This is a genomic window from Shewanella hanedai (assembly GCF_007197645.1).
Classification (GTDB): Bacteria; Pseudomonadota; Gammaproteobacteria; order Enterobacterales; family Shewanellaceae; genus Shewanella; species Shewanella hanedai.
This window is the reverse complement of record NZ_VKGK01000008.1, coordinates 69,625-95,848: the sequence shown is the minus strand read 5'-3', so window position 1 is coordinate 95,848 and position 26,224 is coordinate 69,625. Positions and strand designations below refer to the sequence as shown.

At 41.9% G+C, this 26,224-nt stretch carries 31 protein-coding genes; 21 read left to right on the top strand and 10 right to left on the bottom strand.

What is annotated here, in order from left to right; translation table 11 throughout:
- Window positions 1-14 precede the first annotated feature (14 nt).
- From FN961_RS08610 to FN961_RS08570, 10 genes are all read left to right on the top strand, one after another.
- Window positions 15-2,063, top strand: a complete 2,049-nt coding sequence (locus FN961_RS08610; protein ID WP_229814640.1) for a cation:proton antiporter — start codon at window positions 15-17, stop codon at window positions 2,061-2,063.
- A 255-nt stretch (window positions 2,064-2,318) separates the two neighbouring features.
- The gene (locus FN961_RS26060; protein ID WP_229814641.1) at window positions 2,319-2,567 is read left to right on the top strand and encodes a response regulator; all 249 of its coding nucleotides are present in this window, start codon (window positions 2,319-2,321) and stop codon (window positions 2,565-2,567) included.
- Between the two features lie 12 nt (window positions 2,568-2,579).
- Window positions 2,580-3,383, top strand: coding sequence for an HD domain-containing phosphohydrolase (locus FN961_RS08605; protein ID WP_229814642.1), 804 nt, complete (start codon window positions 2,580-2,582; stop codon window positions 3,381-3,383).
- Window positions 3,384-3,691: 308 nt separating this feature from the next.
- Window positions 3,692-4,183, top strand: a complete 492-nt coding sequence (locus FN961_RS26180) for a type II secretion system protein (protein WP_143564143.1) — start codon at window positions 3,692-3,694, stop codon at window positions 4,181-4,183.
- 112 nt (window positions 4,184-4,295) lie between these two features.
- The gene (locus FN961_RS08595; protein WP_143564142.1) at window positions 4,296-4,823 is read left to right on the top strand and encodes a type II secretion system protein; all 528 of its coding nucleotides are present in this window, start codon (window positions 4,296-4,298) and stop codon (window positions 4,821-4,823) included.
- Between the two features lie 166 nt (window positions 4,824-4,989).
- Window positions 4,990-6,387: a UDP-N-acetylmuramate:L-alanyl-gamma-D-glutamyl-meso-diaminopimelate ligase gene (gene mpl, locus FN961_RS08590; RefSeq protein ID WP_143564141.1), complete on the top strand. Its 1,398-nt coding sequence runs from the start codon at window positions 4,990-4,992 to the stop codon at window positions 6,385-6,387.
- Window positions 6,388-6,520: 133 nt separating this feature from the next.
- Window positions 6,521-7,159 carry a flavin prenyltransferase UbiX gene (locus FN961_RS08585; RefSeq protein ID WP_143564140.1) on the top strand — a complete coding sequence of 213 codons (639 nt, stop codon included), beginning with the start codon at window positions 6,521-6,523 and terminating at the stop codon, window positions 7,157-7,159.
- Between the two features lie 51 nt (window positions 7,160-7,210).
- Window positions 7,211-7,741, top strand: a complete 531-nt coding sequence (hpt, locus tag FN961_RS08580; protein ID WP_143564211.1) for a hypoxanthine phosphoribosyltransferase — start codon at window positions 7,211-7,213, stop codon at window positions 7,739-7,741.
- 168 nt (window positions 7,742-7,909) lie between these two features.
- Entirely contained in the window at window positions 7,910-8,917 is a 1,008-nt protein-coding gene (locus tag FN961_RS08575; RefSeq protein WP_143564139.1) for an ABC transporter ATP-binding protein, read from the top strand.
- Window positions 8,918-8,919: 2 nt separating this feature from the next.
- Window positions 8,920-9,690, top strand: coding sequence for an ABC transporter permease (locus FN961_RS08570; RefSeq protein WP_143564210.1), 771 nt, complete (start codon window positions 8,920-8,922; stop codon window positions 9,688-9,690).
- A 348-nt stretch (window positions 9,691-10,038) separates the two neighbouring features.
- Here FN961_RS08570 and FN961_RS08560 read toward each other — a convergent pair whose 3' ends face one another.
- The gene (locus FN961_RS08560) at window positions 10,039-10,374 is read right to left on the bottom strand and encodes a DUF4144 family protein (protein ID WP_143564138.1); all 336 of its coding nucleotides are present in this window, start codon (window positions 10,372-10,374) and stop codon (window positions 10,039-10,041) included.
- A gap of 503 nt (window positions 10,375-10,877) precedes the next feature.
- Between FN961_RS08560 and FN961_RS26175 the strand changes: the two genes are divergently transcribed.
- The 9 genes from FN961_RS26175 to FN961_RS08540 all read left to right on the top strand — a co-directional run bounded on the left by FN961_RS26175 (window position 10,878) and on the right by FN961_RS08540 (window position 16,473).
- Window positions 10,878-11,006, top strand: a complete 129-nt coding sequence (locus tag FN961_RS26175) for a hypothetical protein (RefSeq protein ID WP_268241149.1) — start codon at window positions 10,878-10,880, stop codon at window positions 11,004-11,006.
- 56 nt (window positions 11,007-11,062) lie between these two features.
- Window positions 11,063-11,191, top strand: a complete 129-nt coding sequence (locus tag FN961_RS26170; RefSeq protein WP_268241150.1) for a hypothetical protein — start codon at window positions 11,063-11,065, stop codon at window positions 11,189-11,191.
- 54 nt (window positions 11,192-11,245) lie between these two features.
- The gene (locus FN961_RS26165; RefSeq protein WP_268241151.1) at window positions 11,246-11,374 is read left to right on the top strand and encodes a hypothetical protein; all 129 of its coding nucleotides are present in this window, start codon (window positions 11,246-11,248) and stop codon (window positions 11,372-11,374) included.
- A 71-nt stretch (window positions 11,375-11,445) separates the two neighbouring features.
- Window positions 11,446-11,574 carry a hypothetical protein gene (locus FN961_RS26160; protein ID WP_268241152.1) on the top strand — a complete coding sequence of 43 codons (129 nt, stop codon included), beginning with the start codon at window positions 11,446-11,448 and terminating at the stop codon, window positions 11,572-11,574.
- A gap of 68 nt (window positions 11,575-11,642) precedes the next feature.
- On the top strand, window positions 11,643-12,212 hold the full coding sequence (locus FN961_RS08555) for a glycine-rich domain-containing protein (protein WP_143564137.1): 570 nt from the start codon (window positions 11,643-11,645) through the stop codon (window positions 12,210-12,212).
- Between the two features lie 29 nt (window positions 12,213-12,241).
- Window positions 12,242-12,406, top strand: a complete 165-nt coding sequence (locus FN961_RS25790) for a hypothetical protein (protein WP_185972754.1) — start codon at window positions 12,242-12,244, stop codon at window positions 12,404-12,406.
- Window positions 12,407-12,437: 31 nt separating this feature from the next.
- Window positions 12,438-13,004 carry a glycine-rich domain-containing protein gene (locus FN961_RS08550; RefSeq protein WP_143564136.1) on the top strand — a complete coding sequence of 189 codons (567 nt, stop codon included), beginning with the start codon at window positions 12,438-12,440 and terminating at the stop codon, window positions 13,002-13,004.
- 28 nt (window positions 13,005-13,032) lie between these two features.
- Entirely contained in the window at window positions 13,033-14,292 is a 1,260-nt protein-coding gene (locus FN961_RS08545) for an HlyD family secretion protein (RefSeq protein WP_143564135.1), read from the top strand.
- On the top strand, window positions 14,293-16,473 hold the full coding sequence (locus FN961_RS08540; protein ID WP_143564134.1) for a peptidase domain-containing ABC transporter: 2,181 nt from the start codon (window positions 14,293-14,295) through the stop codon (window positions 16,471-16,473). It begins immediately after the preceding gene.
- A 44-nt stretch (window positions 16,474-16,517) separates the two neighbouring features.
- Here the strand turns inward: FN961_RS08540 and FN961_RS08535 are convergent, their stop codons facing one another.
- Window positions 16,518-18,311, bottom strand: coding sequence for a tetratricopeptide repeat protein (locus FN961_RS08535; RefSeq protein WP_143564133.1), 1,794 nt, complete (start codon window positions 18,309-18,311; stop codon window positions 16,518-16,520).
- A 370-nt stretch (window positions 18,312-18,681) separates the two neighbouring features.
- Here FN961_RS08535 and FN961_RS08530 point away from each other — a divergent pair, with 370 nt between their 5' ends.
- On the top strand, window positions 18,682-18,879 hold the full coding sequence (locus FN961_RS08530) for a hypothetical protein (RefSeq protein WP_143564132.1): 198 nt from the start codon (window positions 18,682-18,684) through the stop codon (window positions 18,877-18,879).
- Between the two features lie 31 nt (window positions 18,880-18,910).
- On the opposite strand, the gene FN961_RS08525 is transcribed toward FN961_RS08530, so the two are convergent.
- The 5 genes from FN961_RS08525 to pcnB form a co-directional block, all read right to left on the bottom strand.
- Window positions 18,911-19,387: a DUF4124 domain-containing protein gene (locus FN961_RS08525; protein WP_229814643.1), complete on the bottom strand. Its 477-nt coding sequence runs from the start codon at window positions 19,385-19,387 to the stop codon at window positions 18,911-18,913.
- A 291-nt stretch (window positions 19,388-19,678) separates the two neighbouring features.
- On the bottom strand, window positions 19,679-20,524 hold the full coding sequence (gene panC / locus FN961_RS08520; protein WP_143564130.1) for a pantoate--beta-alanine ligase: 846 nt from the start codon (window positions 20,522-20,524) through the stop codon (window positions 19,679-19,681).
- A 110-nt stretch (window positions 20,525-20,634) separates the two neighbouring features.
- Entirely contained in the window at window positions 20,635-21,429 is a 795-nt protein-coding gene (panB, locus tag FN961_RS08515) for a 3-methyl-2-oxobutanoate hydroxymethyltransferase (protein ID WP_143564129.1), read from the bottom strand.
- Window positions 21,430-21,561: 132 nt separating this feature from the next.
- Window positions 21,562-22,062, bottom strand: coding sequence for a 2-amino-4-hydroxy-6-hydroxymethyldihydropteridine diphosphokinase (gene folK / locus FN961_RS08510; protein ID WP_143564128.1), 501 nt, complete (start codon window positions 22,060-22,062; stop codon window positions 21,562-21,564).
- Window positions 22,055-23,383 (bottom strand): polynucleotide adenylyltransferase PcnB, encoded by a 1,329-nt coding sequence (gene pcnB, locus FN961_RS08505; protein ID WP_373293370.1) that lies wholly within the window; start codon window positions 23,381-23,383, stop codon window positions 22,055-22,057. The genes folK and pcnB overlap by 8 nt, the downstream gene beginning before the upstream one ends.
- 210 nt (window positions 23,384-23,593) lie before the next feature.
- Between pcnB and FN961_RS25785 the strand changes: the two genes are divergently transcribed.
- Window positions 23,594-23,764: a hypothetical protein gene (locus tag FN961_RS25785; protein WP_185972753.1), complete on the top strand. Its 171-nt coding sequence runs from the start codon at window positions 23,594-23,596 to the stop codon at window positions 23,762-23,764.
- On the opposite strand, the gene gluQRS is transcribed toward FN961_RS25785, so the two are convergent.
- The 3 genes from gluQRS to sfsA all read right to left on the bottom strand — a co-directional run bounded on the left by gluQRS (window position 23,761) and on the right by sfsA (window position 26,192).
- A complete protein-coding gene (gene gluQRS, locus FN961_RS08500) occupies window positions 23,761-24,660 on the bottom strand; it encodes a tRNA glutamyl-Q(34) synthetase GluQRS (RefSeq protein WP_143564127.1) in 900 nt (299 codons plus the stop codon). The genes FN961_RS25785 and gluQRS overlap by 4 nt on opposite strands.
- 208 nt (window positions 24,661-24,868) lie before the next feature.
- Window positions 24,869-25,312, bottom strand: a complete 444-nt coding sequence (gene dksA / locus FN961_RS08495) for an RNA polymerase-binding protein DksA (RefSeq protein WP_143564126.1) — start codon at window positions 25,310-25,312, stop codon at window positions 24,869-24,871.
- A gap of 160 nt (window positions 25,313-25,472) precedes the next feature.
- Window positions 25,473-26,192, bottom strand: coding sequence for a DNA/RNA nuclease SfsA (gene sfsA / locus FN961_RS08490; protein WP_143564125.1), 720 nt, complete (start codon window positions 26,190-26,192; stop codon window positions 25,473-25,475).
- Between the last annotated feature and the right edge of the window lie 32 nt (window positions 26,193-26,224).

The following is a 26,224-nucleotide window of genomic DNA, read 5'->3' as shown; positions in this document are numbered from 1 at the left end:
GATGAGATCGCGTTATGCACATGCAAACAACTCTATTATTACTAGTATTTTTTGTGATCGCGATACTACTCGGGATCATGTTACGTCGGCTGCTTAAAAACACCGCGATACCTTACTCGGTTGCCCTGTTAACTTTGGGGATGTTGATCGGGGGAAGTTTGAGTTTCGAAACTAACATACCTGTTATTAGTGAACTAAAAGAGTCATTTATCTTAGCAAGCCAGTTAGATGCAAATCTAATTATGTTTATATTTTTGCCTGCCTTGGTATTTGAATCGGCTTTCTCTCTTGAGGTACATCTCTTTAAGCGAATGTTCTCGCAGATCGCTGTTTTAGCGATACCAGGAATGGTTATCTGCACCTTAATTACCGCATTATTGTGTTTGACTGTGTTGCCATGGGGTTGGTCGATAGGTACGGCATTGATGTTTGGCGCGATAGTGAGCGCCACCGATCCTGTTGCTGTGGTGTCACTGTTGAAAGAGACATGTTCCAGGGTCAGATTACAGACCTTGATCGAGGGGGAATCTCTGCTCAATGATGGTACCGCGATTGTACTATTCACTCTATTTCTGACACTTGCTACTCAAGTTAAACCTGAGTTTGAGACGAGTGTTGTTATTTACGAATTCATTAGAGTCGTTACTATTGGGGGGATAATAGGTGCGGTAGTTGCTGCGATTAGCCTGATATTTATTGGTTCGCTGTTTAACGACAGCTTAATTGAGATAGCCCTGACCTTAGTTTTACCTTACCTCGTTTTCTATGTTTCCGAGCATATTTTTCATGCATCTGGTGTGGTGAGTGTGGTGACCTTAGCATTAATCTATGCCGGACCTGGTCGAACGCGGTTTTCACCTGAAGTGATGGAGCATCTGCACCATTTTTGGCACACGTTATCCTTCCTGTTTAATACTCTTATTTTCCTCCTCGTGGGTCTTGTGGTATCGACCCGCTTAGGTTTAGCTGATTTAGCAAACTGGGAGTATTTGGCCATTATTTTCTTAGGGGTCCTTATGATTAGAGGAGGCGTTATTTTAGGTCTTATGCCCATTTTAGCTAGAATAGGCATTGGGCTAACTAAGGAGAAGTCTGTAGTGCTGATTTGGGGAGGCTTGCGAGGGGCTGTATCTTTGGCATTAGCCTTGATTGTTGCCACCAATGACTCCTTGGATATTGAACTCAGGGATCAAGTGCTCTTCTTAACTGCGGGTATCGTGGTGCTAACCATAGTCGTTAATGGTTCAACGATGCGTTTTGTAATGGCTAAGTTAGGGCTAGATAAACTGCCTAAAGCTAAGCAGCAAACCTTTGATAAGGTACAGCATAAAATCTCTAATGAGATGGGTAAGGTGAGGGAGCAACTTCAGAATGATGAATATCTAAAATCGGTTAACTGGGCTCTTGTGGACAAGAATATTGTTGTAGTTGGCGAGGATTTTGGGGAGGAAAAGATAGATACCCAAGTGGAGTATCTACGTAAGTTACTCGAGTCTGAGCGCCAGTTTTACTGGAATCAATTTGCGAAAGGATTATTGAGTAAAGATGCTACCCATATCTTGGTCGATGCTATTGAAAAGGCCTTGGATGGAACCCCGCAGGTCTGGCCGAGAACATCAATTGTTAAGCACTGGAAAATCCCCGCGTGGTCTATCAGATGTCGCTCAATCCCTGTGTTAGGCTCCTATGCCCGCGCCGCTAGTTACAAGCAGCATGTGATTGTATTTGAGAGTGCAAGGGGACTATTTGAGGCCAGTGAATACATAAAGGAGTTGGCACCGAGCCTGTCTTTAGAGCCGGAGCAGCTTAAATTAGCCTTAGAGCAAGTGGATCAGGTCAATCGTTTTGCTAAAATGACATTAATTGACTTTAAAGAGCAGTCACCCCACTTAGTTGAGCGTGTTGAGTCCTATCTTGCCTTAAGGATATTACTCAATACCGAACGTAAAATGATCCAACTCTTAACCCATGAAGGGATGATCTCGGAGACGGATGCCGAAAAGCTGATTGAAACGGTTGAATATAAAATGCACCAAAGTAAAAAACAAAGTCAGCTGACATAGTTGGCATTGGAGTATTTTACTCATCAGATAAACACTTTCAGGTACGTTTAAGCTATGTTTTTTAGGTGACTAGTTTTGGTTTGAATACTCAGTAAGCGGCTAATAAATTAGTAATGTTTTTTGGTAAAGAATATTTACCCACAATAAATGCGTTATAAGTTTGTAGAGAACGACACTATTTTTAATAGATTAAGCAAAAAAATTTAATTGATAATAACGAAATACATTTTTAATTGATTTTAAAGGAATCTCTCAATGAGTTCACATGGCTGTGTGTTAGGAAAAATAAATGTCGTCATCTGTGATGATTCGATAACGAATGTGCTGGTGATGAATGAGATGCTTAAGACCATAGACATGGATTTGAATATCATTAGTTTGACTGACCCACGCAAAGTGATGGCTGAGCTTGAATGCGATGTGATGCTGGTGATCCTTGACTTAGAAATGCCATACCTGAGTGGTTATCAAGTGTTGGATCAGATTAGGGAGAGTTATAGTTAAGATGAGTTTCCTGTGATTGTTGTGAGTGGGCTTTCTGACCAAAAGTCCCATGTTAAAGCGCTGAAAGGTGGTGCAAGTGACTTTATCAGTAAGCCCTTTAATGAGTATGAGCTTAAGCTACGAGTGGTAAATCAACTCAATATAATCAAAGCATTTAGATTACAATCTCATTTAAATGCAGAGCTTGAAAAACGGGTGCATTTACGTACGTTAGAGCTTGAACAGGCGACTGAATTTCTCATTAATAAACTGGCTATTGTGGCTGAGCTGTATGATGAAAATACGGGAAAGCATATTCTTAGAGTCGGTAAGTATTCTGGCCTTTTAGCGCGTAAGTGTGGCTTGAATGAACAAGTCGCTTTTATGATAGAAAAAGCAGCGCCAATGCACGATATCGGCAAAATCATGATCTCTCCTGATATCTTGAAAAAACCAGGTAAGCTGAATGACGATGAATTTACCCATATGAAAACCCATGTTGATACTGTGAGACAACTATTTGATGATCATCCCTCTATGATGATTCAGATGGCAAGATCGATTGCTATTCATCATCACGAGAAATGGGACGGTTCTGGATACAGTAAAGGACTTAAGGGGCAAGCGATTCCCATTGAAGGTCGAATTGTGTGTATTGCTGATGTGTTTGATGCGTTAACGACTCCGCGTCCTTACAAAGAGGCGTGGACTTTTGACGACTCTATCGCTTATTTAAAGAATCAATCCGGAATTCATTTCGATCCAGATCTTGTTGATATTTTTGTTGCAAGTACCCCAGAAATTAAGGCTATACAAGAGGAGTATAAAGATGACTAATGTAGCTTCATTCTTCAAGGCGATTGTTTTGATTTTTTCTAAATAACGTCCCCTTTTGTAACTAGCGTGAGTGCTCAACGTGAGTTAATCACCTTGCACTAAAGCTCTCTCATCCTCAATAACAGCGGCATATATTACTCTCTCTTCTGAATCCATTCGTCTCAAATTCGTTCGTCAAATACTACCCGCAGCGGAATATTTACTTATGCTGATTGGTGTGGTGTAGTCATAAATATTGTAATTTTGAAGGGGAGTGGTTAGTTTGGGTAAGCATTAATTATTGAAATCGTTTTATAGGAGGAGCGAGATTGTTCCGTCATGAGAGTGGATTTACATTAATTGAGTTAGTGGTTGTCATCATTATCTTAGGCATTTTAAGCGTAGTCGCAGCCCCTAAATTTATCTCCATAAATAAAGATGCGAAAGTGTCGGTATTAGAGGGAGCTAAAGCAGCGTTATCAACAGCAAATCGCTTCAGTTACAGTAAAGCTGTTTTGCAAGGGCAGGAGTTGATTGATGCCACCTCTGCGAATATCGATATGGACAGTGACGGTACAGCGGATTTAATTGGTTATTATGGGCTCATCAAATTTGTTGTTTCGGCCAAGGAGTATGCTGGATTAGATGATAATTTGATTATTAGTAAGCATTATGGCGGCACAGGCCCTACCTTGTCTCATTTCTTAATCTCCTTTGCCGATAACCCCGCCTCGGCTGCAAATCAATGCTTTTTATCTGTCGATTACCCCGATGTCGCTGAGGGAAGCGTTACCTATGAGCTTGTTACTGAGGATTGTTAACTAATAAGAAACACTCAATTTAACCCAATCTTTTAGCGGGCATGAATGATATTGACTTTGACGTGAAAGCTAGATTAAATAGATTAAAATAACTACAAAGCTTGGCTTTTTAATGCGTTCGTCTAACCTTTTTGTTAAACCTAGTGGATTCACCTTGATTGAGCTGGTGGTCGTTATTATCATTTTGGGCATTTTAGCTGTTGTCGCAGCGCCCAAGTTTATCAATTTAAGTCGAGATGCAAAAGTCAGTACTGTTGAAAGTTTTTTAGGTGACATGAAGTCGATGACGACCATGTTGCACATGACAGCTCAAATAGATGGCAAGCTAGGAGACCAAGTCACGATCGAAACTGACTATGGTAACTATGAGTTCTGGCGCGGCTATCCTGAAAATAAAAGCGAAGCAACCAATCCTAATATGTACTTCTTAGAAACCTTTTTTGGGTTATCTGGGGCAGTGTCTGAAACTAAAACCAATACCAGCCGTTTTGTTTCTTATGGTGATCTTAATGTTTATGAAGATAATGGCCATTCCCGTATCGGTTACGGAACTGGGACGTTAGCCGCAGACGAATGCTATGCCGATTATATGCACACTGGATCTTCAGAGAGCTTTCTTATTAATACAGATGGCTGTTAACTGGTGCTTTGCAACAGAGCGCAATGAAAGTATCACGCCCAAAACCTCCAATAAATCACAAAAGTAAAATCGAGAACAAACATGATTTAAACCATTGTTAACTGACAATGGTAAAACGAATCGTTAGAATACCAGTCAGATTATTTCTCATTAGAGCACTCACCCGATGCATGTACATATTCTTGGTATCTGTGGCACCTTTATGGGCGGCCTCGCACTGTTAGCGCGAGCAGAAGGGCATAAGGTTACCGGCAGCGACGCTAATGTTTATCCACCGATGAGCACTCAGCTCGAAGAGCAAGGTATCGAGTTGATTCAAGGATTTGATCCTAGTCAGCTTGGACACAATGAAGATGATGCGCCTGATTTAGTGGTGATTGGTAATGCCATGAGTCGTGGTAATCCATGTGTGGAAGCGGTGTTAAACCGGGGGATTCGATACACATCTGGCCCACAATTTCTGGCAGAGCATATTCTCAAAGAACGCTGGGTATTGGCTGTTTCTGGCACCCATGGCAAGACATCTACGGCGAGTATGTTAGCGTGGATATTAGAAGATTGTGGCTATGAACCAGGCTTTTTAATTGGTGGTGTACCGCAAAACTTTGGGGTGTCAGCCCGTTTGGGGAACTCGCCCTTTTTCGTGGTTGAAGCCGATGAATACGACAGTGCCTTTTTTGATAAACGTTCCAAGTTTGTTCACTATCAGCCACGCACCTTAGTGATCAATAACCTTGAGTTTGATCATGCTGACATTTTCGATGATTTAAAAGCAATTCAGCGCCAGTTTAATCACGTCATTCGTACCGTGCCAGGCGAAGGTAAAATCATCTGGCCTCAACAGAGCCAAGCGGTTGCCGAAGTCATTAAAATGGGATGCTGGAGTGAACAGGAAACCTATTCTAGTTCCGAGTTTAAGCCAAATACTGCGAACCAAGCTGATTGGACAACACGTTTGGTTGTCGATGATGGTCACCAGTTTGAACTCTTTTTTGAGGGGAAATCTCAGGGCGTCGTAGATTGGGGCTTAATCGGGCAGCATAATGTTGAAAATGCCACGATGGCGATTGCGGCTGCACGCCATGTTGGTGTAAAACCTGAATCAGCGATTGCAGCTTTGGCACAATTTCAGCCTCCTAAGCGTCGAATGGAGCTCATTGGCACTGTCAATGGGATTGATGTTTATGATGACTTTGCTCATCACCCAACGGCCATCGCCACGACGTTGCAAGGCACGCGTGCAAAAGTAGGAGAGTCTAAGATAACGATTATTCTTGAGCCGCGCTCAAACACGATGAAGAGCGGTGTGCACAAAGATACTCTAGCGAGCTCTATGTCTCTTGCTGATCAAGCCTATCTTTATCAAGCAGACAATATAGATTGGGACTTGGCTGCTGCGATGAAAAAAGCTTCACTGCCTGTAACTGTGCTATATGACATAGATGAGATAATCGAAACGGTTGCGAGTACAGCTCAGTGCGGTGATACGATTATTGTGATGAGTAATGGTGGCTTTGGTGGTTTGCATCAAAAGTTGCTGAAGAGGTTAAACGTTAAGCACTAAGGCTTGTTGTGAGCTAAAAGCTAAAGATAAATGCGTCATACTGAAACGAGTTCAGTATGATGCTGGATTTCGAATCCTTGTGCTTTATTGGTTTCATCTAGAGTCGCAGCTTATAACAATTTAATGAGATGTTATGAATTACCCTAAAAAAACTAAATCCATTAGCTTGGCTTGGACTGGCGCTTCAGGTGCTCCCTACGGACTTAAGTTACTTGAGTGTTTATTAGTCGCTGATTATCAGGTGTTCTTGATGATTTCCAGTGCCGCTCGAGTGGTGCTAGCCACCGAACAAGGTCTGAAATTGAGTGCCAATAGTGATAAAGCGAAAGAGCAATTGTTGGCATTCTTTACAGAGCAGGGAGTCGAGTTCACCGGAGAACTGCATTTGTTAGGTAAAGAAGAGTGGTTCTCCCCGCCAGCTTCAGGTTCTGCAGCACCAAAGCAGATGGTGATTTGTCCATGCAGTACGGGGACATTAGCCTCTGTGGCAACGGGAATGAGCAATAGTTTGCTTGAAAGAGCAGCGGATGTAGTAATAAAAGAACGCGGGCAATTGATCTTGGTTCCTAGAGAAACTCCTTTTAGTTCCATACATTTAGAGCATATGTTGTCACTTTCTCGACTGGGAGTCACTATCATGCCAGCCTGTCCAGGCTTTTATCATGATCCCAAATCGATTCAAGATCTGGTAAACTTCATGGTCGCCAGAATTCTTGATCATCTGGGCGTGGAACATGAATTAACAAATCGCTGGGGTTATGATCAAAAATAACCCAGAGATCGCACCAAGTAAGATATCTTATAAGGCTATGCTGTGAGTACTATGAAACACACGATTGAAGAGATGATCTCTGTCGAAGAGATTGACCAGAAACTGGATCTGCTAGCTGAGCAGATCAATGCACATTATGCTGATAGCGAGCGCCTATTGATGGTCGGCTTGCTTAAAGGTTCTGTGGTATTTATGGCGGATCTTTGTCGTCGTATAAAAGGCCATGTTGAGATCGACTTTATGTCTGTTTCTAGTTATGGCAACGCTATGACGAGTACTCGTGAAGTTAAAATTCTTAAAGATGTGCAGTCTGATATTAAAGGACGCGATGTACTGATTGTTGAAGATCTTATCGACTCTGGTAATACATTGAATAAGATCCGTGAGATGCTTACTTTACGTGAGCCTAAAAGTCTCGCGCTTTGTACTCTACTTGATAAGCCTGAGCGTCGTGAGATTGATGTTCACGTCGACTTTATTGGTTTTACTATTCCCGATGAGTTCATTGTTGGTTACGGTATCGATTATGCTGAGCAGTATCGTAACTTGCCTTACATCGCAAAAGTGATCCCATTAGATTAAGCGATTAATAAATTAATTTGAAAAATCCCGCCATCGGCGGGTTTTTTTTAATCATATGTTCAAATCCGCTGGTTAACGCATTATTATTTTCTTTTAATACCAGCTGTTTATACCAATAGAACATATTCAGATTTTTCTTCTCAGTGATATACCGGAATTAGGATACACATGGCAAATACAGAAAGAGCCCCCGTCTACGCTCTTGAGATAAATGATCTAAAGAAAACCTATAAAGGCGGTGTTGAGGCGGTTAAAGGCGTGAGTTTAGCCGTTGAAAAAGGCGATTTTTTTGCGCTTTTAGGACCAAATGGTGCTGGTAAGTCAACAACGATTGGTGTGATCAGTTCACTGGTGCAGAAGACGACGGGTAGTGTGTTGGTGTTTGATCATGATATTGACCATGAACTTGAATTGGCGAAGTTGTGCATAGGTTTGGTGCCACAGGAATTTAATTTTAACCAGTTTGAAAAGGTATTGCAGATTGTCGTCAATCAGGCTGGTTATTACGGTGTTTCAAAGTCTGTTGCCATGGAACGCGCCGAAAAATACCTAACGCAATTGGATCTGTGGGAAAAACGCGATACTCCAGCGAGAGAGCTTTCTGGCGGCATGAAACGTCGCCTGATGATAGCCCGTGCCTTGATGCATGAACCTAAACTTCTGATTCTTGATGAGCCGACAGCGGGTGTTGATATTGAGCTGAGACGCTCTATGTGGACCTTCTTGACTGAGCTTAATCAACAGGGAGTGACGATTATATTGACCACTCACTACTTAGAAGAAGCTGAGATGCTATGCCGTAATATTGGCATTATCGATAAAGGTATTTTGGTTGAATGCACGAGCATGAAATCTCTACTTAGTCGTTTGAATCTAGAAACCTTTATTTTGGATCTTGGTGCTGATTTGAATCTAGCTCCTGCACTTGAAGGTTTTACGAGTCGCCTCACTTTTGCCAATACGTTAGAGATCGATGTCGCCAAAGAGCAGAGTATTAATCATGTATTTGCCCAGTTAAGTGAGCAAGGTATCGAGGTATTGTCTATGCGTAATAAGGCAAACCGCTTAGAGGAGCTGTTTGTGGAATTGGTGGAAAGAGGCACTATTCAACAAAACAGTAGTGAGTCGACCGTATCAGTTAACAATACTCAGGTTAATAAGGGGGCATCGCTATGAATATGAGAGCCCTTTATGCAACGGCATTTAAGAGTATTTTAACTAAAGAGATCAATCGTTTTACACGTATTTGGGTGCAGACGTTAGTTCCGCCAGCGATCAGTATGACGCTGTATTTTCTTATTTTTGGTAACCTAGTGGGTAAACGAATTGGTGAGATGGGTGGGGTTTCCTACATGGAGTTTATCGCTCCTGGTCTTATCATGATGTCAGTGATCACTGCGTCATATTCTAATGTTGCTTCTTCTTTTTTTAGTGCTAAATTTCAGCGTAATTTGGAAGAGCTAATCGTTGCGCCAGTTCCACACTATGTGATTATTGCTGGTTATGTTGGTGGTGGTGTTGCTCGTGGTTTGTGTGTCGGTGCGATTGTCACCTTGGTGGCGATGTTCTTCGTTAATATCAGCTTACAACATGTTGGTCTGGTCGCTCTGACTGTTTTGCTGACGTCAATCTTGTTCTCATTAGGCGGTTTAATTAATGCGATATTTGCTAAAAGCTACGATGACATCAGCATTGTTCCTACCTTTGTACTGACACCATTGACATATCTAGGCGGGGTATTTTATTCGTTATCACTGCTGCCTGAGTTCTGGCAAGGGGTGTCCCAGCTTAATCCTGTGGTCTATATGATCAATGTATTCCGCTATGGCTTCTTAGGTTATGCGGATATCAGTGTTCCCCTCTCGATTGCTGTGATGCTAGGGTTCTGTACCAGTTTATGGGCTTTAGCGTATTACTTAATTAGTCGTGGGATTGGGCTAAGAAGCTAATCGTTCTAGGTTGTGGAGCAGTATGACAGAAAGCCTTTCAAGGCTTTCTTCGTTTTACCTTAATACCAATCAGTATAAGAAGCTGATCTACTCAGAGTGTTTTTTTGCAAACTAATTCAAGGCGAATGGATGACATAATGGTTATTCCCTTGTGAGTTCGTTCAACGCAGAAATAGGCAGCCAAAAACACTCCTTACAGGCGAGTTTTAGCGGTTCTGATGCTGTGTTAACGAGCTTAATCGTAGAATAACTATGCTCTTCACTCGTTGCCTTGCCTCAGTACCGCTAAACTCTCGCTGAGCGATCAAATCTTTATACTGATTGGTATGATTTTGAAGCTTAAGGGTTTTAGATCTCATTTTCTAGGTAACGCATTATTTCAAAAGCTTGTGGGTAATCTTTCGCCCCGATTTTTGCGCTGCAACAATATCCAAGTAAGCTGGCATGAGCGCCAATCTTTTCAATTAACTCCTCTAGTTTGATACCTTCGGTAGACATTTTCCAGCCAAGCCCCCCTTTAGTTGAGTCACCGAGTAGATAACATCTGCCAGATGAGTCAATGAGCTGGCTACTTATATCTATGGTTTGTTGTGACTCAATTTGCCAGTCAGTATTAGACTCCAGATAGATTAACTCATCTTGATGGGAGTGAATTAGGATAGCTGGCCAGTTAATTTCAGTCATATTTTCTCATTTCTCATATAATTCGAGCCGAATGTTTCCTATTTAACCTGAACTCGATAGTAAACACTTTTCGTTTTTCTCTCAAATTTTCAATAAAACCGACTGTTTTACACGTAATAGTGAGTGAAAACCCGGCATTTTTTATTGGGACGTTTAGGGAATGATTAACTGTAATTAAATTAATAATCAAACATTTAATCTTTAAATAACCCCGTTGTTACACCCCGGTTCATTCCTGTTAGTGTCCCGTAACACTCCTACCCTCCATGGTTTTAATGTCGCTTAATGAAGTCAGCCCCGAAGTTGTTTAATCCCTGAAGGGGTGGTTCATAAACAAGTTTGACTGACGTGTATATAGAAAGGGGTTAACGACCTATATAGGTACTTAACCTCCCAAGTAAAAACATGAAATGAGAGCGAATGAGTCATGCAGGTTTTAGGGATAAATGGCTTTACGGCATAACTAAATAACTATCTATATAAATTGAAATGAGGATTTAACCATGAATACAAATAACAAGATTGAGTTAATTGAAGAAGCATTGTTGGACAATGTATCTGGTGGACGTGAGCAATCATTTTGCGTTGAGCTTTGTTGGGAATTTTGTCTTGAAATTTGTTATGAGAACTAAATAAGTTTCAACTGACTTAATAATTATAACATCAGATAAATATAAAGGATTTCATTATGAACACAACAAATAAGATTGAACTGATTGAAGAAACATTATTAGAGAACGTATCAGGTGGCCGTGAGCAGTCATTTTGTATTGAACTCTGTCTAGAGTTTTGTTTATCAATTTGTTTTGATGACTAAATGTCGCGCAAGAAAAAACATTAAACAATCAATGAATTTAAAGAGGATTTAATCATGAACACAAATAATAAAATTGAACTAATTGAAGAAGCATTGTTAGACAACGTATCTGGTGGACGTGAGCAGTCATTTTGTATCGAACTTTGCCTAGAGTTTTGTTTGTCAATTTGTTTTGACGACTAAATAAAACGTCATAGAAAAATAATATATTAATAATCAAATCAATAAATACATAAATTAAAAAGGATTTACCCATGAACACAAATAATAAAATTGAACTAATTGAAGAAGCATTGTTAGAAAATGTATCTGGTGGACGCGAGCAATCATTTTGCGTTGAGCTTTGCTTTGAGTTTTGTCTATCAATTTGTTTCGATGACTAAATAGAGCACAAGGCTAATGCCCGGAACTGGTCTGTTCTGGGCATCCAGTCTTACTAAGGAGAGATACCATGGAGAAAACAACATTAAGTGAGGTGCTAGCATACAGTAACCCTGTTGTTGAAAAGCGCTTTATGACTCTTTACGGCATAGATGAAGCGGGCACAAAGGTCATTTTTAATAGTACGAAAAAATGGTTGTGGCTTTGTTATCAAAGACGTCAACTGAAAATAGATATGCAATTATCTATTGATACTCCACTTATCGTCATCGATGAGATGTGGCACAACTTTATTCTTTGCTCTGATGACTACATTAAATTCTGTAAGCACTTCTTTGGCCATTATATTAACCATATGCCAACAACTAAAGCGATGGAAAAGGAGTTCAAAGATTCAATTGAAGGGAAGGAACCCCAAGTGATTGTTCAGGAATTGCTGGAGAAGAAGCGTTGGCAGTATGAGTTTGTGTATGACCAGTTAGGTAAAGAGGAGTTTCTACTTTGGTACAAGGAGTATCCTAAAAAATATACCCCTAGTGCTCTATTAAATCTAGCGTTGAATCACCAAAAACAATTAGGTGAAAGTACAACATTTATCCCAGAACTGAGCCAATTTACTAAGTCTGCGATTGCTATTTGATCTGCAAAAATATTATTAAGGAGTTTGTCATGAAAAAATTAAATACAGATAATAAACAAAAGCAAGATGAGAAATTTGAACTTATTGAAGAGCAATTATTGAATAACATTTCTGGCGGGCGTGCTACCTCATGTTCAGAAGTCTGTCTGCCTAGTCCGTGTTTCGATGACGGTATTAGTTGTCTTTCGGAGTAATTTAATTTCATTTAATTTGTATGGAGGCAATATGAAAAAGTCAAAGATAGAAGATGTACTCGCTTACCAAAATAAAGATGTTACCGATCGTTTTATTAAGCTTTATGGCGTTGAAGAGGACGTAGCGGTAGAGATTTTTGAGGATGTCAAACGTTGGCTTTGGATGGCATCAGAAGCTCGTGTACAAGGCAATGAACAGCCAATAGTTATCGACCGTGCATTAGTGGTGCTTGATCAAATGTGGCATAACTTTATGTTGTTTACCCGAGATTACGGCCAGTTTTGTAAGGATTTTTTTGGTGGTTATATTCATCACTCACCTATGACTGCCGAAGGTGTCACCTCAGTTGAGAATGAGCTTGATGGTTATTCTCTATCTGAGCGTAAAGCGGCGTTAATGGATAAGAAGCGTTGGCAGTATGAGTTTATTTATGATCAGTTAGGTGAGCAGGTATTTATGCGCTGGTATAAACAATATCCTCAGCGTTATACATCTAAAAGCTTATGTGAGATGGCATTAGAAACGGAACTCAAGCGCAGTGAGTCAATGCAACAAGAGTTAGCTCGACGTCAAGCTGAACTTTCTGATGCGGCTTAATTTAAACATAATGTTATAGGAGCCAATCATGGAAGAGCTAAGTCCATCTAAACAGTTATTTAGAAAAGAGGTTTTAGAGAAAGGTGATACCAATTCTCTAGGGACCGTTTTTCTAAGGCAACCTAAGGAGTACCAGTGGATTGCCGTCTTAATGTTTCTGGTTGTCTCCGGCTTACTGGTTTTTCTCTTTGTTGGCACCTATACCAAATATGCGGATGTATTTGGTGTGATCACTGTCGACAAGGGGTTAGTAAAGGTCAGTGCGAGACGAGAAGGCCAGATTATAGAGCAATTGGTTAAGCAGGGAGATTCAGTAAAAAAAGGCGATCTTCTTTATGTTATCTCGACAGATAGGCACAGTTCTTTCGATCAAAATTTAGATCAAAGTATTCTAGCCCAACAAATGGAGTTGCAGTCCTCTCTGGAGCGAGATATTGCGATAGCTGAGAAGGCTTCGGGCTTAGAGCTTGCTTTGATTAAAAGTAAGGTGTCGTCGAAGGCCATAGAGATTGAACAGATTAATGAGCAGTTGGACATATACGATAGAAGAGTGGATCTCTCCTCTGCAGGTCTGGCCCGTAATGAGAAGTTACTAAGGGCTGGACACACAAATCAAGCACAACTGGATCAAGTGATTGAGGATCATCTATCACTGCAGTCTAAGCGTAATGATCTGTTGATGAAGTTAAATTCGACTCAATCTCTGTTGGTTGAGCTTAAGAATGAACTTGAGCTCAAACCTGGCAACTTCAAAGAGAAGCACAATCGCCTGAAGCGAACTCTGATTGAGAATAAGCAGAGGATCACCGAAGTATCTTCTAATATCGATTACCGAATCTATGCACCATTAAATGGTGTGATAGGTAATCAGCTGACCCATGTTGGGGAGTTTGTTCGCCCAGGTAACGTGATGGTTAGCCTAATTCCCCAAGGTTCACAACTTCAAGCGGAGCTCTATGTACCGGCGACATCTATTGGCTTCATTAAGCCAGCCCAAGAGGTGTCTATGCGTTATAGCGCTTTCCCATATCAACATTTTGGCCTGCACAGCGGTAAGGTGCTGAGCGTGTCTAAAGTTATTTCGCTTCCAGAGGAGTTGGAAACCAGTGTTGAGTTAGCTGGGGCGGTTTACAAGGTGATCGTGGGCTTAGATTCACAGTCAGTGAGAGCACAAGGTGAAGAGATCACTTTAGGGGTTGGGATGGAGTTAGAGGCGAGTGTAAAACTGGAAAATCGCAGCTTAGTTCAGTGGGTTTTAGAACCAATTTATAGCTTGAGGAATAGATAAATGGCATCTCTTATCGATAGAATCAACTTTTCAGGCGGCCATGTCTTACCTGTTATTCAACAGACTGAAGCGGCTGAGTGTGGGCTTGCCTGTATGGCGATGATCGCCAGTTATTATGGCCACAATACAGACATGTTCCAGTTACGCCAGCTGCATCGAGTATCGATGAAGGGCTCGACCTTGAAAGGGATGACAGACATTGCTGGCAAGGTGGGTTTAACACACAGAGCGCTTAAGTGCGATCTCGATGCTGTTAACCAGCTGAGAACACCGTGTATTTTACATTGGAATTTAGATCATTTTGTGGTGCTCAAGAAGGTCTCTGGTAACCGCTATTACCTACATGATCCAGCGCTTGGTGAGCGAACGTGTACGAAGGAGGAGTTATCCGCTAGCTTTACCGGCGTTGCGATGGAGTTTACTCCTTCTGGTAACTTTAAGGTTCAGGAAGAGCCAACTAAAGCGACGCTCTCCTCTTTCTGGTCAAACCTGGTTGGCTGGAAACGATCTCTTTTGACCGTATTTTTGTTCTCCATGTTGCTGCAGAGTTTTATCTTAGTGACACCTATCTATATGCAGCTCACAGTCGATGATGTGCTCATCTCGAATGATTATAGTCTGATGAGCATACTGGCATTTGGATTTGGTGGTGTACTGTTGTTACAGGCCCTCTCAACGGCGCTTCGATCTTTGGTGATCATGTTGTTGGGAAACCAATTGTCACTGCAAATGAACTCTAACTTAGTGCGTCACCTATTTAAGTTGCCAATGGATTTCTTTGAAAAGCGACATATAGGTGATGTTGTTTCAAGATTTCGTTCATTGGATTCACTTAAAAACCTGTTAACAACAACCTTGATAGAGAGCTTGGTTGATGGATTGATTGTCATAGGCCTTTTGGTGATGATGTACATCTACAGTGTCGATTTGATGCTGTTGGTGTTAGCGGCCTCAGGGTTATATTTGATTGTGCGTTCTGTCTCTTATCAGAAACTGAGAAGTGTCAGTCGTGAAAATATTGTGTGTACGGCAAAGAAAGACAGTAACTTCATGGAGTCAGTCAGAGGAATTCAAAGTATTAAGCTGTTCACTAAGGAAAGTGACAGACTGAATCTATTTGATAACTATAACGTTGATACAGCTAACACCTCGATTAAAGTGGAGCGCCTACGTGTGCTCTTTAGCTGGACGAGCATGCTGATTTTTGGCTTAGAGAATATTCTCGTCATCTATTATGGCGCCTCTATGGTGATGGAGAACCTACTTACGGTGGGAATGCTACTTGCCTTTGTCTCTTATAAAACTCAGTTCGAACAGAAAATAAGTAACCTAATCGATAAATATATTGAATTTAAGATGTGCTCTCTACACCTTGAACGTCTTGGTGATATTACTCTGACTCAAGAGGAAGCTGATTTAGGTGAAGTTGATGAAGAGTTTGATGTGACAGGTTCTTTGCGGATGAATAAGATCTGCTTTAGTTATTCCGATGAAGAGCCTGATGTTCTGAGCGAGATTAATCTCTCTGTGAAGCCAGGTGAGTCTGTGGCTATCGTGGGGCCGTCGGGTTGTGGCAAAAGCACCCTGATGAAGGTGATGTTAGGGTTACTCAAACCCACATCCGGTGCAGTGATGGTTGATGACCAAGATATTAGAAAGACAGGGCTGCTCAACTTTAGAAGCCAAATTGCCAGTGTGCTGCAAAACGATCAACTGCTGTCAGGTACCATAATGGAAAACATCAGTTTTTTCAGTCAAGATCCTGATAAGAGTTGGGCTGAAGAGTGTGCGCAGTTGGCGGGGATACATAAGGATATATTATTACTCCCTATGGGATATCGTTCACTAATAGGTGATATGGGCTCATCACTTTCTGGCGGACAAGTGCAGAGATTACTTTTGGCTAGAGCCTTGTATAAACGTCCTAAAATTCTATTTTTAGACGAAGCAACGTCAAGTTTAGATCTACATGCTGAGCAGCATGTGAATAACTCGATACGTAAGTTGAATATTACTCGAGTGATGATTGCTCACAGACCACAAACGATTATGTCTGCTGACCGTATCATTAAGTTTGTCAAAGGCGAATGTATCGAAGTGAATAAAGAAGACTATGGTAAAGCCAGAAGAGTAGATAACTTACCCACACACACCATGCCAGTAGCGTCGAGTGCTAGATAATCCTTTATGCCCCTAACTACTACAAGTTAGGGGCATAGGGTATTTTAATGATGGCCGCAGATTTCATCATCACTTCCAGGGTTTTTACTGTCGATGATGGCCTTTCGTTTTATCATATCCTGAAAATGTTTTAGCTTACTCTCTAACTCCTCCCGATAAAGACTCTTGCCCTGACACTTCTGTAGAACATAATTACAGGTTCGTACAACAGAGCGCCACCTGGGCTTTTTCGGCAGAGTATTTAGACCAAAATACCGCTCCATGGCTCTTGCTCGTATGCGACCATCGTCAATTCCGACACTCCATATTTTGCTCTGCTGAGCGAGTTCGAGCTTGCTGGTTTGCGTTGATTCCTCCCACATTTGCAATGCTAAGTGCATTAACTCAATCAACTGATGTCTGATCTGTTCAGCTTGTTCATTTTCACTTAAGAGTGGAGTTGAACTTGATGGCTGCGGGGTTACAGTCTCGATACTGGTATCTGTTGCGGCAGTTTCAACTTGCGTAATTGAATGACTTTCGTCTGTCGACTCTTCTTTATATACAGGTGTGCTCTTCTTTTTTCTGGTGATGAAAATATAAAGGATAAAACAGATAAGGATCGCCGAAAAAATAAGAATGAACATCTCTACGGTATTTAAGCTTGGAGAGTTACCGGATTCAAAAGTAAACGTACTGCGAATATTTTTCGAGTGAATCGTATTTTTCAATGTCAGCTGAGAATTGAGGGTATCAGCATAGATACGCCAATATTTACTCGATGCTTCATAATCTTGCACTTGTTCGCTGAGCTCTGCCATTGCCGTGTAAAGCTGTTTTTGAAAAGGATATTCCTTATGCTGATTAACTTGGTTGAAGGCTTTTTCATAGTTTTCAGCTGCTTTATCTAGCTGGCCTTTTTTTTCCCATATAAGGCCTTGAACAAACCAGTATTTAGGATTTTTTTCAGAGGACTGAATCAGATTAGTGGTGAGTCTGGATTGATCTAACCAATACTGAGCTTGCTCTGTTGAAATACTGTTTACCGATATCTGGGCCAGTAAAATATAGATTTCAGCTAGAAATCGAAATGAGTTGAGCTTTTTCAGGCTCTCGACAGACTGACTTAATAGTTCAACCGCCTTATCTGGATCGCCATTTAACTCAAAAGTTTCACCTAAGTTTGAAAGGGTCAAAGCGGCTTGAAGCTCTCGGCCTAATCGCGTGTAAATAGTATAAGCATTCCGATATGAAACGATGGCCTCGTTGTAATCTCCCTTATCTTTGTAGAGGGATCCTAGATTATTGAGCACACTGGCTTGGCCGAGATCATTGTTTTCTGCGGTATGAATGTCGTAGCTTTTTAAGAGCAAGCTAGTACTGGTTTCGAGATCGCCATAGATATGATAAATGTTGGCAAGATCATTGTAGCCCAGCGCAATGAATGAACTGTTTTTAAGTTTTATTGATAGGCTGAGGGCTTGCTCGAAAGTATTAAAGGCTTTCTCATAGTCCCGTTGATGAAAGTAGATAACCCCTAACTGCCTGTTTATTTGTATCTGCTCGATTTCGTTAATCTTGGTGTATTTGGACAATACTTGATTCAGCATTCGCTTTGCTGAATTGAGATCACCTGATTGTTGATAAAGTTTCGAAAGAGAGAGTGACAGAGAGTAAAAGCTCTCAGAGTCATGGGCGGTCTCTTTAAGTTGCTGCTGACAAATAAATATTTTTTGACTGGTGTCTTTAGCCTCATCGTTACTGATTAAACACGTTTCAGCATAGGCTCCCGGAGAAAAGAGAAAGCTAAAGAAAAACACTAAATAGCTGACCAAGCTATAGTGATTATTTTTGAACATACTGACTCATCCTTGTTAATTTTCATTTGCTATTCAGGGATCATGTTGAACTTTTTGTTCAATCTTAGGCTGTATTTTTAAATGCAGTGACGCGTAACGATCTATTTTATTCTTGGGTGTTTTTACATTTTTTATTTTATTTGTTAATGGTTTACTTCACTAATAAACCCTGGCTTTTCGAGGTAATCAACCTTGTTAAGCCCTCAAATCGTCCTTACTTCTCTGGCTAAAATGCATCACATTAGTGATTCATACGGTATGCACCTAACCTATTGTTAACACATCGGGTATCCGATGGATAGCAATGAAGCGGGTGTTATAGGGAAAATACAACGCCAAGTTGGCAGGGTTTTAATTTAAGGATAGAAAAATGAATACAACGACGAATAAGAATAAAGTAAACACAGTAAATCAAACTTCTGTTGAGTCTGACAATGTTCAAAATAATAGAATAACGCTTATCGAGGACGCTTTATTAGAGTCAGTGTCAGGTGGTAATGCAGCGGGTGATGGTATCTGTATTGGTCATCAGTTTTGTGAACTACCGCCACATAATGATCGCGGTTAAAGCAATTGAAGTGATGAGGGATAGCGCAGAACTACTGCGCTTCTTTATCATCCTGCTGTTTTATTTTAATCTGTGTGTTACGGGTATCGAGTAATGTCATTATTTTTTGGTTACCGGTTATCATCTCGTCAAAGTAGAGGTTAATTTTTGCGACTTCAGCAAGGTACTCAGGATCACTTGTATCTTTCTTTTGCCAAAACTTTTGACGCCTGACTTTCTGCAATTCACTTGTTCTTAAAATTTCAAAATAACTATTTTCTTGGTCTAACCGATATATCTCCGCCTTAATTCTGCGCATCTGCGTATTGATGGGGAGCGCATTCTCGGTAAGTAATAAATTAATTGGATCGATTTTCTTGTTACGTTTATCAGAATCTGTTTCTGTGGTTATCCCTAAATCAAACTCTATTTTCCGTTGGCTGAACTCTTTAGGGCAGATGGTTTGGCTGAATACAACCTTTTCGCCTTTGACACACTTATAGATGACATCGGCATGGGCTATATCCATGATAAGTAGCGCTATGATTGTGATGAATACTTTGGCCGACTGGCTGCACATCCTATGTATTGCCCTTTTAATGACTGTTGTCGCTGGTCTGAAAATAGCTAAGGAAAATCAAGTAATCTCGTTGATGGCGTTTTGAACCAACGATTCTAAATACTATGGCGTAAGTTGACCAATAAAACCAGTTTTTTGGTGGTTACTTTTAACAAATGTAACACTGAAAACTAACAGTAATTTGTGGGTTTATGGGATGAAGAGGAAAAGAGAGGGCATAAGTTGTTATGCCCTTTACAGCTATCGTTTAAAGCAGAGGTTATCGATGAGACGAGTGTCGCCCATATAGGCTGCGGCGAGAATGACAAGCTCGCTTTGCTCATCAGTGACTTGAGAAAGATCTTCTGCACTACGAAGTTCAAGATAGTCGGGGGTAAAGCCTGCTTTTATCAAGGCTTGCTTACCATGTTCAATCGCAAGTTCAATGTTGCAGCCCTGTATGATATCTGCTGAGAGCTTGTCCATGGCCTGTTTGAGGATAGCAGCCTGACTCTTTTGTGTTGGTGTCAGATAGCCGTTACGTGAACTCATGGCTAAGCCAGAGGCTTCCCGTATGGTATCAACCCCAATGACTTCAATTGGCAATGAAAGGTCTTCGACCATAGTCTTGATGATCATGAGTTGTTGAAAATCTTTACGCCCAAATAGCGCGATATCGGGTTGGACAATATTAAATAGTTTACAAACCACGGTTGCAACACCACGGAAGTGACCTGGTCGACTGGCACCACAGAGTTGATCGCCTATCTCGGGTACTTCAACATAGCTTTGTTGACCCATGCCTTTGGGGTAGATGATTTCTGGCGTAGGGGTGAACAATAGCTCTGCACCAGCTTCACTTAGGGCGAGCTTATCTGCGGTCAAGGTTCTGGGGTAGGCATCGAGATCTTCATTCGCACCAAATTGCATTGGGTTAACGAAAATCGAAGCAACAACATGGTCAGCACGTTGGACAGCTTCTCTAATCAGAGTTATGTGGCCTAAATGTAAGTTCCCCATGGTAGGAACAAACGCGACGCTTTCGCCTTTTGCGTGCCAAGCTCGAACCTGTTCACGGATCTGTTGAATCTCTTGAGTGGTGATCATTTTACGACTGTAATACCTTAATCACTGCCAACTCGTAATGGTTAATAGTCAGCATATAACTTAGTTTGAAAGCCATTGGTAGGTTGCTACTAATGGCCTTATTTTCATTTTTAGCTAAATGTATGGTCGCTGCCTGGGAAGATCCCTTTTTCGACTTCATCTATGTAAGCCCTGATGGCTTCACGGATCTCACCTGTTTGCTTGAGGTAATTTTTAGAGAAACGTGGAATATAACCGCTTGAGATGCCAAGTACATCATGCATCACTAAGATCTGACCATCGGTATCTGCACCAGCACCTATGCCTATCACAGGGATAGTGAGCGCTTCTGTTATCGCTAGAGCTAGGCTAGCCGGGATACACTCGACCACAAGCAGTTGAGCGCCAGCAGCTTCTAATGCCTTAGCTTCATCGAGAATACGCTGAGCATTGTCTGCATCTCGTCCTTGAATTTTAAAACCACCAAATACGTGAACAGATTGTGGTGTTAAGCCTAAATGAGCGCAGACCGGAATACCACGTTCGGTCAGTTTAGTGACGGTTTCCAGCAGCCAATGTCCGCCTTCGACCTTAACCATATTAGCACCTGCCTGCATTAGAACAGTGGCATTAATCATGGCTTGTTCAGGGGTGGCATAGCTCATAAATGGCATATCAGAGATAAGTAGTGAGTGCTTAATACCACGACGGACACAGCGGGTATGATAGGCAATATCTTCTACTGAAACGGGTAATGTATCATCATGTCCTTGAAGCACCATTCCCATGGAATCCCCGACGAGCAGAACATCAACACCTTCACTGTCGAAAGCGCTGGCAAAGCTGGCGTCATAGGCGGTTAGTGCTGTGAACTTTTTACCTTCCTGCTTAAATTTGAGCAGGGTAGAGCTAGTTATCTTAGACATAGTGACTTTCTTAAATCGAGTTTATTAACGTAAAAACTATACATAAGTAGCGTCTCAATAGGGCAGATACTTAGGTATAAGCTTTAATCTTAGTAGTGTGCTTTATATGCTAACTAAGGGCTGAGTTCAATGTTATCTGATTATTTGTTCTACTTCTGCGGCTAATTCAGCGCTTATTAATTCATTGAGTAGCGTTCCACAAGGCAGGGTTATCTTTGGCGCAATATCGGCTAAGGGGAGTAAAACAAAACTGCGTTGCTTCATACCATAGTGAGGTATAACTAATCTAGGAGAGTCAATAGTCTGCTTATCATAGAGCAAGATATCAAGATCTAAAGTGCGTGGTCCCCAGCGCTCTAATCTCAGTCTACCCTGTTCATTCTCTATCTTTTGTAATGCATCAAGCAGTGCGATAGGAGTCAGTGCTGTTTCAAAACTGGCGACAGCATTAACATAGTCAGGTTGCTCAACCTCACCCATAGGTGCTGAACGGTAATAGGGAGAAACTTTAAGCGAGGTTAATCCGTTAACTGGGTTAACCTCGGCTAACTCAGCGAGAGCAAGGCAAGCATTGTCTAGCTGAGTGACCGGATTGGTAAGATTTGCCCCTAGAGCAACAAAAACCTTAGTCATTATTGTCTGTTGGAGTAGCTGTCTTATTCGCTGGCTTGCGTCGCTTACGCTGATTTGAATTGCGGTTACGACTACCACCTTTGTTACTAGAGCGGGCGATGACGCTGCGCTGCTCTTCACCAGCCTCAACGAAGCTCTTCCACCAAGAAGCAGACTTAGCAACTGAGCCCCCTTCAGCATCCGCTCTTAATAGCAGTAAATCATAGGCTGCACGGAACTTAGGGTTTTCAATAAACTTGAATGCACGGGTACCTTGATTACGATCGAAACGTAACTGAAGCTGCCAGATATCCTTAGCCGGTGTACTGAAGCGGCGTGGAATACTGATGGTGCGGCATTGCTGCTCCATCACATCACCCATGGCTGCATAGTAGGCATCATATAAGCTTAAACCACTTTCTAAGGCGATATCATCGGCACGTTGAGTCAACGGATACCAAAGAATAGCGGCATAGAAGAAGGCTGGGGTGACCGTCTTTTCGGCGTGCACACGAGCATCTGTATTTTTCATTATCACTTGCAGCATCTTAGTCGCAGGACCTTTAGGGTCTTCGACCAGTAGGGAGTCTACCAGTGGGAAAAGTGGTTGGAATAAGCCAAACTCACGCATCATGTTGAAGTTGTTTTCTGCGTGACCGTTGAAGAAAAGTTTAAGCACTTCTTCATACATACGTGCTGCAGGAATGTCTTTTAGCAGAGGGGCCAGTTCATAGATAGGCGCCGCTGTCTTTTCTTCGACCGTCATGCCAAGCTTTGTCGCAAAGCGAACCGCTCTTAACATGCGCACAGGATCTTCACGATAACGAGTATTAGGATCGCCAATCATTCTGATGGTACGGGCATGGAGATCTTCTAAACCACCACCGTAACTGTGGATCGAAAAGTCACTGATATCGTAGTAGAGAGCGTTAACGGTGAAGTCACGACGTTCTGCATCTTCATCAATGCTGCCATAGACGTTATCACGCAGCAGTCGACCTTCGGCATTAGTTTTAGAGATCTTCTCTTCAGTATCGACATGGTGACCACGAAGGGTCGCGACTTCGATAACATCACGGCCAAAGACGATATGAGCTAATCGAAAACGTCTACCTACGAGTCGGCAATTACGGAATAGACGTTTGATCTCTTCAGGTGTGGCATTGGTGACCACATCAAAATCTTTAGGTTGCAAGTCCAGTAAAATATCGCGTACGCCGCCACCGACTAGGTAAGCTTTAAAGCCAGATTTGTGCAGGCGATAGAGTACCTTTATGGCATTTTCGCTCATCTGACTACGAGATATTGAGTGATCTTGTCTCGGGACAACCGACAAACTCAAGCCTGTTGGTGTGGTCTCTTCAGTTGTTTGGTTATTATCAAATAACTGCTTACAGAATTTGGTTATACGGCGAAAAATGGGACACCTCGAACATAGCACTGAGTATGGGTTGCAATAAGGCCGCTATGATAACTCAAAACAGGGAGAATGAGTATAGATACCCTAGAGACCTTGTGATGTTCTTACTGAGTGAAAGCTGAGGTGAGTAAAATGCTGTTGACCGCTGCTATTCTCGGTAACTGTCCCTGCATGAATCTAGATTTCACCTTATCTTCTGTATCCATGATAGTCGTGAATGTTTGCTGTGTGTCCACTACACAAGAGCAGAGTCATTGGAGTAATAGAGAGAATGGTTATCCGTTACAGATATTCAATGGCTAAAGGATTATTTCCGCTTGTTTGGGGACGGTTGCAAGATCAAATTGAATCACGGCCTGAGCTAGCATAGCGTGAATGTCAGTTTGTTCTGGTACGGTGGGCTGGCCTAGGAAGTTTAATGCCGCATTTAAACTGGCTTGCGGTTTGAGCGTATCGATAGCGGGAGCGTGATTCTGTTTAGAGAGTTTTATGCCTGGCGCGTCACACACTAAAGGCAGATGTAACCAGAGCGGAACTTGGTATTTGAATAAGTTAAACAAGCTTACTTGTCTACCAGTAGGCGTGAGCAGGTCACATCCACGAACCACTTCAGTGATCCCTTGATAAGCATCATCCATCACCACGGCAAGTTGGTAGGCATACAAACCATCGCTGCGTTTGATGATAAAATCTTCAGCGGCAAAGTCTGTATCTAAACGTACTTTACCCATGTGCAGATCATCGAAACCATTAGCAGGCGTGGTGTTGCGGACTCTTATTGCCCCATGGTTGTGGGGTGTGTCGAGTCGACCACAGCGTCCATCATAAGTGCCACCCATCATTTGGATCTGTTTGCGTGTACATTGGCAGTAATAGGCAAGATCTTCTGATAGTAATTGCTCGATTTTGTTTTGATAAACTTCAACACGTTGGCTTTGGTACAGCACTTCGTCATCCCACTTCAAGCCATAGGCTATTAACGTGTTTAGTATATTCTGGGCTGCGTCAGGAACCTCTCTTGGGGGATCGATATCTTCGATACGAATCAGCCATTTCCCATTTTGTGAACGTGCCCTAAGGTAACTTCCCAGTGCCGCGACTAAGGAGCCAAAATGTAATGGTCCTGAAGGAGAGGGAGCAAAACGACCAACATAGGTTAACTGAGTCTTTGTTGGATCGAAATATGCGTTTTGATTCAAAATAACAGTGCCTGTGACGGAGTGAACTGAAGATTAAAGAGGAGCATAATACGATTTGTTCAGTTACAGCAAGATTTGCTGCTGATATATGTTGTTAGCGAGGAAGTGGTCAAGGTGTTGGAGAAAGGTAGGGGAGTTATATCAAATGTCAGAATCAACTAAGCGGAGCTATAAAGCCCCGCTCACGTAGCATCATTAAAAAGTTAGATTAACCAGCCATCTGCTTTTCTTTGATCTCTGCAAGTGTCTTACAGTCGATACATTGATCGGCTGTTGGACGTGCTTCGAGTCGACGGATACCAATTTCAATTCCACAAGAATCACAGAATCCGAAATCGTCTTCTTCAATTTTCTGAAGTGTCTTTTCGATTTTTTTAATCAGCTTACGTTCTCTATCACGAGCACGAAGTTCAAGACTGAACTCCTCTTCCTGAGCTGCACGGTCGACAGGATCCGGGAAGTTTGCAGCTTCATCTTGCATATGATTAAGAGTACGGTCGACCTCTTCACGCAATTGATTTCGCCAAGCGTCCAGAATCGTTCTGAAGTGGCCCAGCTGATCAGCGTTCATATACTCTTCACCAGGCTTTTCCTGGTAAGGCTCTACACCTGCGATAGCGAGCACGCCAAGTTTTTTAGTGCCTATTGGCATAACCCATCTCCTGTTAATCGTTTGCTTTATTGGGCGCTTGTATTTTACGGGCGCTATCTATACCAGAAAGAGATAAACCAAGCAAACTTTTTTGTTTCTGTTTATCTATATTCCTTGACTATGTCCCCTATTCTCAATTAATTCAACTTTTAGAGGTGAATTAAAGTCTGACAGGGCAGGATTTAATCAAGGAGGCCTGGTTTGGCGACATTTCAGCGCAATAGGCTAATATCTCTACACCCTTTTTATTGGCTTGATTGAGCAAGTTTGCGTAATCAGGATCGATGTGTTTTGCTGCTTGAACCGACTCAATGCCCGTATGCTGTACCATAAACAGCAGTACGGCGCGGTGACCTAATGAGACCATCTCCATTAGCTCGCGCAGATGTTTCTGTCCACGAGTTGTGACGGCATCGGGAAAGTAACCTTTATCGTCTTCTAACAAGGTGCAGCTTTTGACTTCAACATAGCAGTGAGGCTTGGGGGACTCATCTGTGTCATCGTCACTGAGAAAAATGTCGATACGACTATTTTCACTGCCGTATTTTACCTCTCGTTTGAGCTTACTATAGCCTTGAAGTTCAGTAATGATTCCGTCTCTGATGGCGTCTTCCGCAAGTTGATTCGCACGGCCTGTGTTAATGCCGATGATGTGTCCCTGATCGGTTTGAGCTTGCTCCCAAGTTCTTGAGTATTTTCTTTTAGGATTATCTGATGTCGAGAACCACACTTTTTCCCCTTCAAAGAGGCAGTTTCTCATTGAACCCGTATTGGGGCAGTGAATGGTGACTTCACTACCGTCCGCCAAGCGTATGTCTGTTAGGAAACGCTTGTAGCGTCTGAGCAAAGTGCCCTGTTCAAAGGGAGGCGTAAACAACATGATGAACTCATTGATAATGAATAATGGAGTTA

Bases quoted from the DNA above. Each gene is read 5' to 3' on its own strand.
- FN961_RS08610 (WP_229814640.1), top strand. From the start codon at position 15: ATGCACATGCAAACAACTCTATTATTACTAGTATTTTTTGTGATCGCG.
- FN961_RS26060 (WP_229814641.1), top strand. From the start codon at position 2,319: ATGAGTTCACATGGCTGTGTGTTAGGAAAAATAAATGTCGTCATCTGT.
- FN961_RS08595 (WP_143564142.1), top strand. From the start codon at position 4,296: ATGCGTTCGTCTAACCTTTTTGTTAAACCTAGTGGATTCACCTTGATT.
- mpl (WP_143564141.1), top strand. From the start codon at position 4,990: ATGCATGTACATATTCTTGGTATCTGTGGCACCTTTATGGGCGGCCTC.
- FN961_RS08585 (WP_143564140.1), top strand. From the start codon at position 6,521: ATGAATTACCCTAAAAAAACTAAATCCATTAGCTTGGCTTGGACTGGC.
- hpt (WP_143564211.1), top strand. From the start codon at position 7,211: ATGAAACACACGATTGAAGAGATGATCTCTGTCGAAGAGATTGACCAG.
- FN961_RS08575 (WP_143564139.1), top strand. From the start codon at position 7,910: ATGGCAAATACAGAAAGAGCCCCCGTCTACGCTCTTGAGATAAATGAT.
- FN961_RS08570 (WP_143564210.1), top strand. From the start codon at position 8,920: ATGAGAGCCCTTTATGCAACGGCATTTAAGAGTATTTTAACTAAAGAG.
- FN961_RS08560 (WP_143564138.1), bottom strand. From the start codon at position 10,374: ATGACTGAAATTAACTGGCCAGCTATCCTAATTCACTCCCATCAAGAT.
- FN961_RS26175 (WP_268241149.1), top strand. From the start codon at position 10,878: ATGAATACAAATAACAAGATTGAGTTAATTGAAGAAGCATTGTTGGAC.
- FN961_RS26170 (WP_268241150.1), top strand. From the start codon at position 11,063: ATGAACACAACAAATAAGATTGAACTGATTGAAGAAACATTATTAGAG.
- FN961_RS26165 (WP_268241151.1), top strand. From the start codon at position 11,246: ATGAACACAAATAATAAAATTGAACTAATTGAAGAAGCATTGTTAGAC.
- FN961_RS26160 (WP_268241152.1), top strand. From the start codon at position 11,446: ATGAACACAAATAATAAAATTGAACTAATTGAAGAAGCATTGTTAGAA.
- FN961_RS08555 (WP_143564137.1), top strand. From the start codon at position 11,643: ATGGAGAAAACAACATTAAGTGAGGTGCTAGCATACAGTAACCCTGTT.
- FN961_RS25790 (WP_185972754.1), top strand. From the start codon at position 12,242: ATGAAAAAATTAAATACAGATAATAAACAAAAGCAAGATGAGAAATTT.
- FN961_RS08550 (WP_143564136.1), top strand. From the start codon at position 12,438: ATGAAAAAGTCAAAGATAGAAGATGTACTCGCTTACCAAAATAAAGAT.
- FN961_RS08545 (WP_143564135.1), top strand. From the start codon at position 13,033: ATGGAAGAGCTAAGTCCATCTAAACAGTTATTTAGAAAAGAGGTTTTA.
- FN961_RS08540 (WP_143564134.1), top strand. From the start codon at position 14,293: ATGGCATCTCTTATCGATAGAATCAACTTTTCAGGCGGCCATGTCTTA.
- FN961_RS08535 (WP_143564133.1), bottom strand. From the start codon at position 18,311: ATGTTCAAAAATAATCACTATAGCTTGGTCAGCTATTTAGTGTTTTTC.
- FN961_RS08530 (WP_143564132.1), top strand. From the start codon at position 18,682: ATGAATACAACGACGAATAAGAATAAAGTAAACACAGTAAATCAAACT.
- FN961_RS08525 (WP_229814643.1), bottom strand. From the start codon at position 19,387: ATGGATATAGCCCATGCCGATGTCATCTATAAGTGTGTCAAAGGCGAA.
- panC (WP_143564130.1), bottom strand. From the start codon at position 20,524: ATGATCACCACTCAAGAGATTCAACAGATCCGTGAACAGGTTCGAGCT.
- panB (WP_143564129.1), bottom strand. From the start codon at position 21,429: ATGTCTAAGATAACTAGCTCTACCCTGCTCAAATTTAAGCAGGAAGGT.
- folK (WP_143564128.1), bottom strand. From the start codon at position 22,062: ATGACTAAGGTTTTTGTTGCTCTAGGGGCAAATCTTACCAATCCGGTC.
- FN961_RS25785 (WP_185972753.1), top strand. From the start codon at position 23,594: ATGCTGTTGACCGCTGCTATTCTCGGTAACTGTCCCTGCATGAATCTA.
- dksA (WP_143564126.1), bottom strand. From the start codon at position 25,312: ATGCCAATAGGCACTAAAAAACTTGGCGTGCTCGCTATCGCAGGTGTA.
- sfsA (WP_143564125.1), bottom strand. From the start codon at position 26,192: ATGTTGTTTACGCCTCCCTTTGAACAGGGCACTTTGCTCAGACGCTAC.